The organism is Spirosoma litoris, from assembly GCF_054776755.1.
In genome coordinates this window covers 732560-745956 of sequence record NZ_BAAHBI010000010.1, presented here as the reverse complement: position 1 = coordinate 745956, position 13397 = coordinate 732560, and the positions used below count along the sequence as shown (strand labels likewise).

Below are 13397 nucleotides of genomic sequence, written 5' to 3'. Positions count from 1 at the left end.
AAGCGATGTACGATCAGAAAGTGGCCATTATTATTAAAGACGATCTGCTTGCGTGGCAAAAAATGAACGTAGTTTCGTTTTTGGCCAGTAGTATCGCCATCCAGTTTCCCGAAACACACGGCGGAGCGTTTATCACAGCGGATGGGGTAAAATTTCTTCCCTTTACGAAACATCCCATCCTGGTTTACAAGGCTGATACTTCAGAAAAACTGCAACGGGCTTTTCAACGAGCCAGAGAGCGAGACCTAGCCATTGGCATTTACACCGCCCCGCTGTTTGCTACTAAGTCAGGCGAAGAGAATGTGCAGGAAATAGCTTCTCACCGGGCTGATGACTTAGATCTGGTCGGGCTCATCCTATACGGAGCGAATAAGAAAGTGGACAAGGCTTTGGATGGGTTAAAATTTCACGACTAATCGTTCAGCCCCAGTTAAAAAGAACTTAGCAAGATTTTCGCAGGCTACAAATAGTCGATACCAGCTGTTAACACTAGCTCTCTAGCTAATGTCTATTTTACGAACAGCAGAATCCCCTTTTGCCTTAAAAATGAGGGTTATTTACGATGAGCAGTTACTAATTAAAAACCGCTTCCGTAACCGTTGCTGGTCTACCCTTGGTCTGTCTTAACCCTTACGCCAGATGCAATTTCTACTCGACACCATCCGCCAAATCATCAGCCTGTCGGAGGATGAAGCGCAGTTGGTAACACAGCTTTTTACTGAAAAACACCTCAAAAAAGGAGAGCACTTTTTGCGGGAAAGCCAGGTCTGTCGTTCAGTGGCACTGATAAAGACCGGATTAGTTCGGTATTACATCAATGAGGATGGCCAGGAGGGTACCTATTATTTCAGCCGGGAGGGCGAGTTTGTCTGCGAGTATGAGAGCTTCCTGCCTCAAGCGCCATCCAGTAAAAATATCCAGGCCCTGGAGGACACCTCCCTATATGTAGTAAGCTATGAGGGGCTGCAACAACTGTATCAGGCGCTCCAGCAGGGGGAGCGCCTGGGCCGACTGGGTATTGAACAGGTGTTTGTCTCGGTGCTCCAGCAGCTATCTTCCTTTTATAAGGAGTCGCCAGAGCTGCGCTATCAACGCTTCCTGCATACATTTTCACAGATCAGTCAGCGAGTGCCACAATACTACATCGCATCCTATGTAGGCATTAAACCCCAGTCCTTATCCCGAATCCGCAAAAGAGACACCCGGCCGCATTAATTAACCTGGGTGAATGACTATAAAAGATAGCCGGGGGACATTTGCTTAAACAAACTCTTGAAAGCAAATGAACTCACAACCAATCCATTTCTGGGGGGCCCGTTCGGCCTCCTACTGGCTCACGGCGCTGGCTGCGGTGGGCATTATGTTCCTGGGCTTACGGTTTATCGTGGCTCCTAAGGTTGGCGCGGAAGGATTTGGTATTCCGCTTGCCTCGACTAAAGAGGCCATGGCGTATGGCTGGGTCAAAGGCATCCGGGATATATTTGCGGGCTTGGTGGTGCTCCTATTCCTAATCCCCAGGAAACCCCGTGAAACGGCCTTCGCCTTTGGCGCAGCCATCATTATCCCCGTATCCGACTGTCTGACCATCCTGGCCGTCAACGGTCTGCACGATGTAACACATCTACTGATCCATGGCCTTACGGCGATCTATATGTTGATCACAACCTTACTTTTATGCCAAGCAAAACCTAAACGCTAGCCCCGTATGTATTCTGTATTATTTTCTATTCTAAATGGTGTAGCGATCGTCACCACTGCCATTGTATTCGGTACGGATGTGTTTTTTGCATTGGTAGGCAAAAAAGCTGCGGCTAACAGTAAGGAATCCTCCATAGCCGATCTGATGGGTCATTTCCACCAAGTGGCCGACGCCCGGATGCCCGTTATTGGCGTTACGGCGATAGCAACAACCCTCTTGCAGGGTATAGTAGCTGGTCTTCAAACGCTCTCAGGGCCATTAGCCCTCGTAGCTTTAGCCGCTTTGCTGGTCCATCTGTTGATTTACGTGACGATCTCCAAACCCGTTAATGACCTGCTGGTCGAAGCCGTAAAAGATGGCAAGATACTGGATACTACGCGGCAATTACAGCAGCGCTGGGATAGTGTGATCAACTTACGGGCGGCCTTGTTGTGGATAGCCCTGACGAGCCTGGTGGTGATCAATTATCTGCGATGATGGCCATGGGCATAGGTAATCGGTAGGTACCCGTACGGGCGAACCGTATCGATGTGCCAAGCGGCCGAAAAATTGACTCGTCGCTACTTTTTAGTGGGGGCTTTTAGGTAACTTTAATCTCTGTCCAGTGGTCCGCCACCGCGGCTCAATCAGTAGCATACGTTGTTAAAAAGCCGTTCGAATGTTGGCAACACTTATAGACTATCTTCATCAAAAAGGGAAGCTGACGCCGGAAGAACTAGAATTGGTTGCAAATGCCGCGGTACAGAAAAGGGTCCGGAAAAAGCAATACCTGCTCGAAGAAGGGGAGGTAAGTGATTTTATCGGATTCGTCGCTAAAGGGAGTTTCCGTTTATTCCGTATAGGGGCTGACAAACAGGAACATGTATTGAGATTCGCCATAGACAACTGGTGGATCTCGGACTTTGTCAGCTTCATGTCCGGGCAACCCTCAACTTGTTACATCGAAGCACTTGAGGACAGTGAACTAATCCGGTTCTCTAAAGAAAAATGGGATGAATTGCTTGCCGCTGCGCCCAATTTCAAGCTGATCATCGAAGCGCTTACCGCCAAAAACTTTGAGGCTCATCAGAACAGAATCTTCAGCAACATCAGCGAGCCTGCTGAAGTACGTTATGAAAAATTTGTGCAGACGTACCCGACGCTGTACAGCCGCGTCCCCTTATATATGATCGCTTCCTTCCTGGGGCTGACGCGCGAAACCCTGAGCCGTGTCAGGAAGCAGGGTGTTAAAAGAAACCCTTCAGCCAAACGGGGGTCACCGGGATAAGTCGGCTGATCATAGCTGAAACAGATTCTCGTTTACCCCGATCAGCAACCGAAAAGGTATAAAAATGAACCAGGCGGCCCTTTACAGAACCGCCTGTTCATTTAAACGATTCGTTACCTGATGCGTATTATTTTGCTTTATCCGAAACTTCGAACGAGTCTTCCAGCAGGTGGTAGCGGGTCAACAGGCCGTTCTTCACCACAATATCAATACTAAACTCCGACTTCATTTGTTTGTTGTTCTTCTTCATGCGTGATTCAAGGTACCCCAGCACTACGACCCTGTCACCTTTGGCCAGCATATCCGTAAAGACTAGCTTTTCAGGTTGGATGTTCTCTCTCAGCAGGCGGAAGCTTTCTTTGATTGCGTCCCGACCGGTCCTGTGGCCGATCCAAGGCACGTTCTTCGTATCACCGGGGATGAAATAGTCCGCATTCACGTCGAACTTTGCCGCGATTTCATCCGGTGTAGCCCCTTTTTTGAAGCTGTCAAAGAAGTCGTTCACAACCTTTAATGCCATTGAATCCTGTTCAGCGTTCTGTATAGGAGCAGCCTTTGCTGGCCTATCGGTCGCCATTGCGGCTTTTACATTTGCAATGTAGGAAGCCACGGCTATAATGGCGATTCCTGAGATCAACATTGATTTTTTCATGGTATGATTTTTTTAATAATAGCAAAGGTAGAGCGCCCGTTTAGGGGGCAGAGAGGACATTTGCTAAAATATCAATGTGACAATTATCAATAATTTTAAAGCCGCATCCACGACCTGCCTGGGTAATCGTCCCGGTTCATACAGGTAAAAGACTGTTAATTACAGGACGCACAAAAACCTGGACTTGCTATAGTTGACTGAAGAAAGTTTAAGCAGATTTAACGGCAGGCCGCTTCAATTTAACTCCTACGAAGAACTTTAGTGACGGAACATGTGTGTTTGACGAGGCATTCAAGAATCGGGAACAGGGCACCTATTCAAACCATGCTTACCCAGTAGCTAACAATCTATTAAACATCGCCCCGATCAAGATTCAGGCAGACGAGCCCCCTTTCTTCTCAGTTGGGATCGTATTCTGAGAAACAGGAAGTCAACACAATCAAATGCTAGCTACTAGCTCGTCGCTTGATTTTGCTGACTCGGTAACCAAGGCCAACTACATATCCTGACCAGCTTACTAAAGCTGCACCCATCATCGCTACGGCTATCCATTCTTTCCTCTCCGCGAAATAAAACGGACAAATGCGCTAAATGGCAATGTTTTGGCGCTCATTTTATATATTTACTTTTAAAGTATTTTGCTAATTCATTCGTTAACCGAAGTCGAAACTCGCTCGAATTGGTTATGATCCACTTATGAATATTTTCCGTAGTGGCTTTTCCGATGATGACTCGACGCTCTGGCTTCGCCTGATCGAAGGGGATGATGCCGCTTTGGATGTGCTGATGAAACGCTGTTTCAAGGAACTCTACCACTACGGTACTAAATTCTCCAAAGACGACGACCTGATCAAAGACTGCATCCAGGATGTGTTCCTGGATTTATGGGAACGGCGGCACACCCTACGAACGGATGTGCAGGTAAAACCCTATCTGTTTGTAATTCTGCGCCGACGCATCTACCGCGTCTGGCAAATGAATCAGCTACAGACCGATCTGGCAACTCAGCCTGACTTTTCAGTTGAATATACGGTCGAGGAGAATCTAATCCATTCTGAAAGTGCCCGCCTGAAAGCCCACCAGATGCAGCAACTGCTGGACGAACTGCCCGATCGGCAAAAGGAAGTGATTTACCTGAAATACTTTCAGGAGATGGACCGGGATCAGATTGCGCAGACGATGCAGATAACGCCCCAGACAGTTTCGAATATGCTGCAAATGGCCCTTAAAAAGCTGCGGGGCCAATGGCGGGAAGAGTCTTAAAGCCGAAGACTCTTTGGCATTTCGAAAAAAATGTAAAAATTTTTCGACGTTGAATGGTATCTGCCTTCGGTTTTCTGCTATCGAAGGTATGATGCAACAAAACCCATCCGATTTTACCCCCGTTACGCTGGAAGAACTCGTCTGGCAGGAATCCTTTCGCGACTGGGTCCTGCACCCAACGCCGGAACGGGAGCAGTATTGGAAGGGTTGGCTGGCTAACCACGCGGATCAGGCAACCACGCTAAGCCAGGCCCGGGAAGTGGTGCTGGCGCTGAAGGTAAAAAACCGTCCCATCACCGATGCCGACATTCAGGCCTGTATTGAACTGACTCGTCAGTACTTGGATCTACCTCAATCGGCTGTAGTAAAACCTCTCCCTTCATCAAGGGGTTGGGGATGGACAAATCGGTTCGCTATTGCGGCTACGGTCTCCCTTTTACTGCTGGTTGGTGTAGGAATTTTCTGGCAACAGCAGCCAACAATTGTTACCCGATCAGATACGCCCGTTTCGGCAAACGAACCAGCGTTTCTGACCGCGAAGGGCACGACTGTCAGGCTTGACGATGGCAGCCTGATTCAACTTAAATCGGGCAGTGAACTTCGGTACCCCGCCCGCTTTACGGCCGCCACCCGCGACGTGTACTTAACGGGTGAGGCTACCTTCTCGGTTGTTCGTCGACCGGATCAGCCCTTTCTGGTGTACGCCAATGGCTCAGTCACCCGGGTTTTGGGTACTCAGTTCACGGTCAACGCTCCCACCGGTGGGGGCCGGGTTATCGTCAAGGTGTTGTCGGGAAAAGTATCCGTGTTTGCCGAATCGGAATGGAAACGAGCGCAGCAGCAGACGAGTTATCAACCGCAGTCGGTCATTGTTACCCCCAATCAACAGGTGGTATTTGAGCGAGATCGGGAACGGTTAAGTAAGTCTCTGGTTGACCAGCCAGTCGTTATCAATACGCCCGTGAGGGAAAACCGCTTCAACTTTGTCAATACACCGGTTCCAGTAGCGCTGAAAATTCTTGAGCAGGCCTACAACATCCCCATTGTTTTCGATCAGCAACTTATGCAGCATTGCCTGGTGACGGCCCCCCTGGGCGATGAACCTCTGTTCGACAAGTTAAGCATCATCTGCGAGACAATTGGAGCTCGCTTTGAAGTGGTTGAGACCCAAATCGTTATTTCGGGAAAAGGCTGTGAATCACCCTAATTTTTCCCGTATAAGAAAAAGCTGATGGTGTTACCAGCACCACCAGCCTAAAGTAAACCCGTCCAGTATGTGCGACCATCTGAACACCCGAAAACCGGGCGACGGGCTTTGTATTGCCTTGTATCACCAAAACAACACGTGTAAATCTACGATGAAAAAAGCGATACCTCGCCGAAACTTACTACTTCACTGTATGAAACTAGCGGCATTTCCCATTGGGCTGACTCTATTTTTTGCCAGCACGGCACTGGCGTTCGACGGCCTGGGACAGGCCCTACTGGAACGTAACATAACGTTGACGATTCAGGATCAACCCCTGCCAGCGACCCTCCTGGCAATCGAGAAAGCGACGGGGGCGAAATTTACGTATGTGCCTTCGCTCATCGAGAAACCCCAACGCGTATCGATCGACGCCCGTAATGAAAATCTGACAACGCTACTGGACCGGCTACTGAAACCGCTACAAATCGACTATAGTATCCGCCGGAACTACATCATCCTCAAAAAAATGACCACTGTGACTCCGATCAATGCCAGAGCATCGGTCGACAGTCGGATTGACGTTACGGTGAGTGGCCGGGTGACCGATGCCAGCACGGGAGAAGGTATACCGGGGGTCAATATCGTGGCTGGTGGTACGCCTATGGGGGCGGTAACTGACAACCGAGGCCAGTACCGAATGAGTGTTCCCCAGGGGGTCACCCTGCGGTTCAGCTTCATTGGCTACACCACCCAGTCGATTAAAGTAGAACGGGAGAGTGTTATCAACGTGGCGTTACAGCCTGCGGACAATACGCTGAATGAAACCGTCGTCATTGGCTACGGTACGTCTACCCGGCGCGATTTGACAGGTTCGGTTGTCAAAATAGGGGACGACATTCTGAGCCAGCAACCGAATACGAATGCGTTGCAATCCCTGGCGGGGCGGGCTGCGGGCGTGGTCGTAACCAGTCCGAGCGGATTGCCAGGCTCAACGGTTAACGTGCAGATTCGGGGCCTGAACTCCGTTACCAGCGGCCGCATACCACTCTATATCATTGATGGTGTTCCCTTTACCATAGGGGCTCCGCAGCAGGGTTCATCCTTCAACCAGGCCCCCAACTCCCTGAATCAGTTCGGCGTGTTCGGAGCCACTGGCGACGTAGCACAGAGTCCGATGAATAGCATCAATCCGGCCGATATTGCCAGCATTGAAATTCTGAAGGATGCCGACGCGACAGCGATCTATGGTTCACGCGGAGCCAACGGTGTTGTGCTGATCACCACCAAAAAAGGCAAAGCAGGGCGTACCGTTTTCGATGTGAATGTGTACTCAGGGGTAGGCCGGGCCACGCGGACAATGCCCATGCTCAATACGCAGCAATACCTTGCCATGCGCCGACAAGCGTTTGTCAACGACGGCGTAACGCCCACCGCCAGCAACGCGCCCGACCTGATGACCTGGGACACAACAGCCTACACCAACTGGCAGAAGGAGTTGATTGGTAATGCCGCCCATGTGACAGAAGCCCAGGTCTCTGTTTCGGGAGGAAATGTCAGCACGCGGTTTCTGCTCGGGGGAGCCTATCGAAAGGAAGGTACGATTTATCCAGGCGATTTCGGTCTAAGCCGGGCCAGTGCCCATTTTAACGTCGATCATAATTCGGCCAACGAAAAATTCCGGCTCAACTTCTCCGGCAGCTACTCCTCGACCGATACCAAACTGATCCCAACCGACCTGACGCTATCCATTAATCTGCCACCCAATTATCCGGCCTACACTGCCGATGGGTCCCTCTACTGGGGAGCGGGTAAAACCAATCCATATTCGTACCTACAACGACCCAACAACAGTACGACCCTGAACCTGGTGAGCAACGCAGTACTTCAGTATCGGATTCGCCCCGGCTTAAATCTGAAGACCAGCCTGGGCTACAGCCGAATCAGCATGAATCAGTTGGAAAAAGTACCTGCCTCGTCTCAAAATCCAGCTACCGCCCCCAGGGGATATGCCTACTTTGCCAACAATGCCTCGCAAAACTACATCATCGAACCGCAACTGGATTACAACGTCAATCTTGGACTGGGTCGGTTGCAGGCATTGGTGGGAGGAACCTGGCAACAGAACCTGAGCGATGCCCAGTGGATCAGTGGAACGAATTATACCAATGATGCGCTGCTGGGCTCTATAGCCGCTGCCGGAGCATTGAGCGTTCAGAACAGCCGGTATGCGGAATACAAATACCAGTCGGTTTTCGGTCGGCTGAATTATAATCTGTCCGAAAAATACATCCTGAATGCGACGTTTCGTCGGGATGGTTCCAGCCGATTTGGCCCTAATAATCGGTTTGGCAACTTTGGCGCCATTGGTGCTGCCTGGCTGTTCGGACAGGAGGCCTTCGTTAAAAACGCGATACCGTTTCTCTCCTACGGGAAACTGCGGGGCAGCTACGGCATAACGGGCAATGATCAAATCGGTGATTATCAGTATTTATCTACGTATAGCTCGGCCTTTTATACCTACCAGGGGCAACCCGGTTTGTACCCGACCAACCTCAATAATCCAGACTACAGTTGGGAGCGGGTGCGCAAACTCGAAGCAGCCCTCGAACTGGGATTTGCACAGGACCGGATTCTGCTGACGGCTGGCTATTATCAGAACCGTACGGGCAATCAACTGGTCAACTATACGCTACCCTCGCAAACCGGTTTTACAGGCTACCAGGCGAATTTTCCGGCCCTGGTTGAAAATAAAGGGTTGGAACTCGAACTGAATACGGTCAATATCCGGACTACCAAACTGAACTGGAGTACGTCGGCCAACCTGACCTTTGCCAAGAGCAGCCTGGTTGATTTTCCAGGTCTGACCAGTTCATCCTACCGTACGCTATATGTTCTTGGTGAGCCTACATCCGTTGTTTTGGGCTATCACTACACGGGCATCGATCCAACGACCGGACTAGCAACCGTACAGGACTTGAACGGTGACGGCGTCATTTCATTCGCCAATGACCGACAGGCTATTATGAAAGGATTACCAACGGCGTATGGCGGTCTTAACAACAGTTTGCGGTATAAAGGCTGGGAAATCAATGTTTTCTTTCAGGCTGTTCGGCAGCAGGGCCGAAGCTTCCGGGGGATCAATTCGTTTGCCACGCCCGGATCGCTCTACAACCACGATGCGGGTATGATCGATTACTGGCGTGCTGACAACCCAACGGCTAGCGTGCCCCGACCAACGCAGGCAACCACGGCAGCTTATGCAGCTTATGTAAACTATGCTCAATCGGACGCTACGGTAAGCGACGCTTCCTTTATCCGGCTCAAAACGCTGTCGGTATCGTATACACTACCCGCCGACTGGATCAGCCGCGCTAAGCTCAAGAGCTGTCGGCTGTACGTACAGGGTCAGAATCTACTGACTTTCACTAAATACAACGGCCTGGACCCTGAAACCCAGGGCGCTGCTCTACCTCCACTCCGCCTGCTGACGGGCGGTATCCAACTGACGTTTTAACCCAACCGCAACAGTCACTATGAAAATCAATAAACTTGTTTTTGCATCGCTGGCGTCTCTGATGCTCTGCAATACGGCCTGTGAACGGTACGTGGATATTGACCCGTCGCCAACGCTGGCTGCCAGCGACAAGGTATTTAGTGGGGATCTGGTAGCGACCTCAACCATCACGGGCATTTACTCGCAGATGCTTGTGTCGAACGCTTATTATCTGGACAATGGCCTGGTGACCATGGCGGCCGGGATGTCGGCCGACGAACTGTTGTATTTTCCCTCGACGGATTACAACGCGTTTAGTACGAACACGCTCATTTCGGCAAGTCCATATTTTTTTAATTTCTGGACTTCAGGCTATCAATACATCTATTACGCCAATGCCGCCATTGAAGGCCTGACGGCCTCTACAGGGGTATCTACGGCGACTAAGAACCAGTTGCTGGGTGAAGCGAAACTCATTCGGGCGTTCAACTATTTTTACCTGACCAATCTGTTCGGGGATGTGCCGCTGGTGACCTCGACGGATTACCAGGTAAACGCCAAATTACCCCGCACGGCGCAGGCAACGGTCTACCAGTCGATCAGTAAAGACTTAACCGAAGCCGAAAGTATACTGCCAACGGCCTACGTTACTGCCGGAGACAAGGGAAGACCCAATAAATGGGCAGCAACCGCTTTGCTGGCCCGTGCCTATCTCTACACCCAGGACTGGGCCAATGCGGAAGCTAAGGCGACCGCCCTGATTGGTAGCGGCACGTATAGTCTGGTGAGTGATCCGAATGGCGTTTTCCTTAAAAACAGCAGTGAAGCGATCTGGCAGCTGGCTCCTGTACTCGCCAACAACAATACCTTCGTTGGTGCCCTGACCATTCCGGCAGCAACGGCTACGGCAAACCCATTGTATATCTACACCGACGAGTTGCCCGGCGCATTTGAGCCAACCGATAAGCGGAAAGCGGCCTGGGTCAATAGCATTACGTATCAGGGGAAAACCTATAGTTATCCGTATAAGTACAAGGTCAAATCGAACGCAACCGTAACGGAGCAGTTGACGATGTTGCGCCTGGCCGAACAATATCTGATCCGGGCCGAAGCGCGGGCGCAGCAAGGCAACCTGACCGGTGCTCTTCAGGATCTGAACGTCATCCGCAGCCGGGCTGGTTTGGCAGCTCTGGACACGACACTGGATAAAGCCGGTGTGCTGCTGGCCATTGAGCAGGAACGGCGCATCGAGTTAGTAGCCGAGTGGGGCCATCGGTGGTTCGACCTCAAACGTACGGGCCGGGCCGACGCGGTACTAGCTCCGAAAAAGCCGAGCTGGAAACCAACTGCCGTGCTGTATCCCATTCCACAGGCCGAGGGGCTTGCCAACCCGAACCTGACCCAGAACCCAGGCTATACATTCTAAGGCCCTTTACGAACTGCCTTGGTTGATGCTACTTACCCCGTTTTAATTCATTTCGACATCGAATTTTATGAAAAAACAACTCATATTCCTGGCTTTCGCAGCCGCCTTGACTACGCATGGATGGGCCCAGCCCAAACCCAGTAGTCCCGCAAAGTCTTATCTGGTAAAAGGGGAAATAAAAGGGTTAAAAAACGAGAAAATCTATTTCAATCACCAAAAAAGTGAGGAATGGGTGAAGGATTCCGTGATCAGCGCGGATGGTACGTTTTCGTTTAAAGGGTCGCTCGATCATGAAGGAACGGCGTCGATCAGTCTGGCTTCCAACCGCAATCAGTTTCTTCCTTTCTTCCTGACGCCACAGCCAGTTACGATCAAAGCTGTGAAGGATTCGCTTGGTCAGGCCCTGGTTGACGGTTCCGAAGAGACAACACTCTGGAGACAGCACCGCCGGGAACTGGAGACAGAGGTTTTTACCAAACTGAACGCGATTGACAGGAAATACGCGGCTATGAAAGCCAATCCTACCGACAAATTACCCGACAGTCTGGCCAAGCAGCAAAGCGCAGCCATTCGGTACCAGTTTTCCCGGGCGGATAGTCTTACCCAACTATTCATTCGAACGCATCCTAACTCAGTCGTTAGCTCTTTTCTGTCCATGAGTTATTACTCGGTAGAGCCCGAAACCGATAAACTACCGGCCATTTATGCTCAGCTGTCGCCAGCCGTGAAAAATTCGTACTACGGTCAGCAGATGCGGCAACTGATGAGCGATCTGGAAAAAGTGGGGATTGGTAGGCCTGCCCCAGCCTTTACGCTGGCCGATACCACCGGTAAAGCGGTTAGTCTTTCGTCGATCAAAGGAAAATACGTACTGGTTGATTTCTGGGCGAGCTGGTGTGGTCCCTGCCGGAAAGAAAACCCGAACGTAGTAGCGGCTTATCAGAAGTTTCACGACAAGGGCTTTGAGATTATCGGCGTTTCGCTCGACACCAAAAAGAACCTGTGGGAAAAAGCCATTCAGGCCGATAACCTGAGTTGGTATCATGTGTCGGACCTGAAAGGCTGGAAGAGCGACATATTAAGTCCGTACGTAATCAAAGCGGTCCCAACCAGTTTTCTGCTGGATCAGAACGGCAAAATTGTGGCGAAAAACCTACGGGGCGAACAACTGCATAAAAAGCTGGCCGAACTGCTGGACCCCAAACCTTAATTGCATCCCCTTACCGGCTTAGGTCGGTAAGGGGGATCTATTCCTTTTCCTGTCATCTATCGCTGCCCTTTTTTGTGGGTACAGCTCCTCTATTGCCTTTACTTTCCATCAACATGCTCACGGAGACAGCACCGCCTGACTTGACGCCCCGCCTACGGGAGAAATTTGCGCACCTCTGGCACATGATTGGCAATACGCCCATGCTGGAATTGGTGTATACGTACCGGGGGGAACCGCGTTCGCTCTACGTAAAGTGCGAACACTATAACCTGACGGGCAGTATCAAAGATCGCATGGCCCTGCACGTCCTGCATCAGTCTTACCGGGAAGGACTAATCAAGCCAGGCGACCGCATTGTAGAAGCGACCAGTGGCAGCACGGGTATTTCGTTTGCTGCCGTCGGACGAGCCTTGGGCCACCCCGTTACGATTCTTATGCCCGCTGGCATGAGTCAGGAGCGCATGGACATTATTAGCAGTCTGGGGGCCGACATTCAACTGTTTACCAAGGAAGAAGGCGGTTTTCGGGGGGCGCAGCGACGAGCGGAGGAAATGGCGACCAATGATTCTTGCATTTTTCTGCCTCGCCAGTTTGCTAATCAGTTCAACGCGGAAGCCAATTACCTGACTACGGGACGCGAAATCTGGCTGCAACTGCAGAATATCGATTGCTCACCGGATGCCTTTGTGGCGGGTGTTGGTACCGGAGGAACCGTTATGGGCGTGGGTCGCTACCTGAAACGACGCAACCCGGCGATTCAGGTGCATCCGCTGGAACCCGCCGAATCGCCAACACTTTCCGTTGGCTACAAAACCGGTTCGCACCGGATTCAGGGGCTGTTCGATGAGTACGTTCCGGACCTGGTTAAGCTGGCGGAGTTGAACGCCGTTGTGCAGGCATCCGATGGCGATGCGATCCTGATGGCACAGAAACTGGCGACGGATATGGGGCTGGCGGTAGGTATCTCGTCGGGGGCCAACCTGATCGGTGCGATTCAGGTACAAAGCCAGCTGGGAGCCAATGCCGTCGTAGTCACCATCCTTTGCGACAGTAACAAAAAATATTTGAGCACGGATCTGGTTCGCGCCGAACCCCTCAAACCGGCTTACGTCTCCCCAGACGTGCAGTTCCTCGATTATCGACCCATTAGCCGATTAGCGAACCCGTTGCTCAGCTGATGTGGCCTGTGATTAATTGC

At 51.1% G+C, this 13397-nt stretch carries 12 protein-coding genes; 11 read left to right on the top strand and 1 reads right to left on the bottom strand.

From position 1 onward, the window contains the following. The first annotated feature begins 5 nt into the window (after positions 1-5). From ACYVGR_RS09585 to ACYVGR_RS09565, 5 genes are all read left to right on the top strand, one after another. Positions 6-416 (top strand): DUF2000 family protein, encoded by a 411-nt coding sequence (locus tag ACYVGR_RS09585; RefSeq protein WP_460955896.1) that lies wholly within the window; start codon positions 6-8, stop codon positions 414-416. 223 nt (positions 417-639) lie between these two features. After that, positions 640-1215, top strand: a complete 576-nt coding sequence (locus ACYVGR_RS09580) for a Crp/Fnr family transcriptional regulator (protein WP_460955894.1) — start codon at positions 640-642, stop codon at positions 1213-1215. Positions 1216-1282: 67 nt separating this feature from the next. Continuing rightward, the gene (locus tag ACYVGR_RS09575; protein WP_460955892.1) at positions 1283-1699 is read left to right on the top strand and encodes a DUF4267 domain-containing protein; all 417 of its coding nucleotides are present in this window, start codon (positions 1283-1285) and stop codon (positions 1697-1699) included. 6 nt (positions 1700-1705) lie between these two features. Next, a complete protein-coding gene (locus tag ACYVGR_RS09570) occupies positions 1706-2176 on the top strand; it encodes a hypothetical protein (protein ID WP_460955890.1) in 471 nt (156 codons plus the stop codon). 181 nt (positions 2177-2357) lie between these two features. Then, complete coding sequence (locus ACYVGR_RS09565) at positions 2358-2966, top strand: Crp/Fnr family transcriptional regulator (protein ID WP_460955888.1); 609 nt, start codon at positions 2358-2360, stop codon at positions 2964-2966. Between the two features lie 127 nt (positions 2967-3093). Here the strand turns inward: ACYVGR_RS09565 and ACYVGR_RS09560 are convergent, their stop codons facing one another. Further along, positions 3094-3618, bottom strand: coding sequence for a nuclear transport factor 2 family protein (locus ACYVGR_RS09560; protein ID WP_460955886.1), 525 nt, complete (start codon positions 3616-3618; stop codon positions 3094-3096). A gap of 696 nt (positions 3619-4314) precedes the next feature. On the opposite strand from ACYVGR_RS09560, the gene ACYVGR_RS09555 reads away from it, so the two are divergent. The 6 genes from ACYVGR_RS09555 (at position 4315) to ACYVGR_RS09530 (ending at position 13377) form a co-directional block, all read left to right on the top strand. Beyond that, a complete protein-coding gene (locus tag ACYVGR_RS09555) occupies positions 4315-4881 on the top strand; it encodes an RNA polymerase sigma factor (RefSeq protein WP_460955884.1) in 567 nt (188 codons plus the stop codon). An 88-nt stretch (positions 4882-4969) separates the two neighbouring features. Beyond that, a complete protein-coding gene (locus ACYVGR_RS09550; RefSeq protein ID WP_460955882.1) occupies positions 4970-6088 on the top strand; it encodes a FecR family protein in 1119 nt (372 codons plus the stop codon). A 193-nt stretch (positions 6089-6281) separates the two neighbouring features. Then, complete coding sequence (locus ACYVGR_RS09545; RefSeq protein WP_460955880.1) at positions 6282-9584, top strand: TonB-dependent receptor; 3303 nt, start codon at positions 6282-6284, stop codon at positions 9582-9584. A gap of 19 nt (positions 9585-9603) precedes the next feature. Next, complete coding sequence (locus ACYVGR_RS09540) at positions 9604-10989, top strand: RagB/SusD family nutrient uptake outer membrane protein (protein WP_460955878.1); 1386 nt, start codon at positions 9604-9606, stop codon at positions 10987-10989. Between the two features lie 67 nt (positions 10990-11056). Continuing rightward, positions 11057-12199 (top strand): redoxin domain-containing protein, encoded by a 1143-nt coding sequence (locus ACYVGR_RS09535; protein WP_460955876.1) that lies wholly within the window; start codon positions 11057-11059, stop codon positions 12197-12199. 113 nt (positions 12200-12312) lie between these two features. After that, positions 12313-13377 carry a PLP-dependent cysteine synthase family protein gene (locus ACYVGR_RS09530; RefSeq protein ID WP_460955874.1) on the top strand — a complete coding sequence of 355 codons (1065 nt, stop codon included), beginning with the start codon at positions 12313-12315 and terminating at the stop codon, positions 13375-13377. Positions 13378-13397: the final 20 nt, after the last annotated feature.

Excerpts from the sequence above, each read along its gene's own strand:
- ACYVGR_RS09585 (WP_460955896.1), top strand. The coding sequence starts at position 6 with ATGTACGATCAGAAAGTGGCCATTATTATTAAAGACGATCTGCTTGCG.
- ACYVGR_RS09580 (WP_460955894.1), top strand. The coding sequence starts at position 640 with ATGCAATTTCTACTCGACACCATCCGCCAAATCATCAGCCTGTCGGAG.
- ACYVGR_RS09575 (WP_460955892.1), top strand. The coding sequence starts at position 1,283 with ATGAACTCACAACCAATCCATTTCTGGGGGGCCCGTTCGGCCTCCTAC.
- ACYVGR_RS09570 (WP_460955890.1), top strand. The coding sequence starts at position 1,706 with ATGTATTCTGTATTATTTTCTATTCTAAATGGTGTAGCGATCGTCACC.
- ACYVGR_RS09565 (WP_460955888.1), top strand. The coding sequence starts at position 2,358 with ATGTTGGCAACACTTATAGACTATCTTCATCAAAAAGGGAAGCTGACG.
- ACYVGR_RS09560 (WP_460955886.1), bottom strand. The coding sequence starts at position 3,618 with ATGAAAAAATCAATGTTGATCTCAGGAATCGCCATTATAGCCGTGGCT.
- ACYVGR_RS09555 (WP_460955884.1), top strand. The coding sequence starts at position 4,315 with ATGAATATTTTCCGTAGTGGCTTTTCCGATGATGACTCGACGCTCTGG.
- ACYVGR_RS09550 (WP_460955882.1), top strand. The coding sequence starts at position 4,970 with ATGATGCAACAAAACCCATCCGATTTTACCCCCGTTACGCTGGAAGAA.
- ACYVGR_RS09545 (WP_460955880.1), top strand. The coding sequence starts at position 6,282 with ATGAAACTAGCGGCATTTCCCATTGGGCTGACTCTATTTTTTGCCAGC.
- ACYVGR_RS09540 (WP_460955878.1), top strand. The coding sequence starts at position 9,604 with ATGAAAATCAATAAACTTGTTTTTGCATCGCTGGCGTCTCTGATGCTC.
- ACYVGR_RS09535 (WP_460955876.1), top strand. The coding sequence starts at position 11,057 with ATGAAAAAACAACTCATATTCCTGGCTTTCGCAGCCGCCTTGACTACG.
- ACYVGR_RS09530 (WP_460955874.1), top strand. The coding sequence starts at position 12,313 with ATGCTCACGGAGACAGCACCGCCTGACTTGACGCCCCGCCTACGGGAG.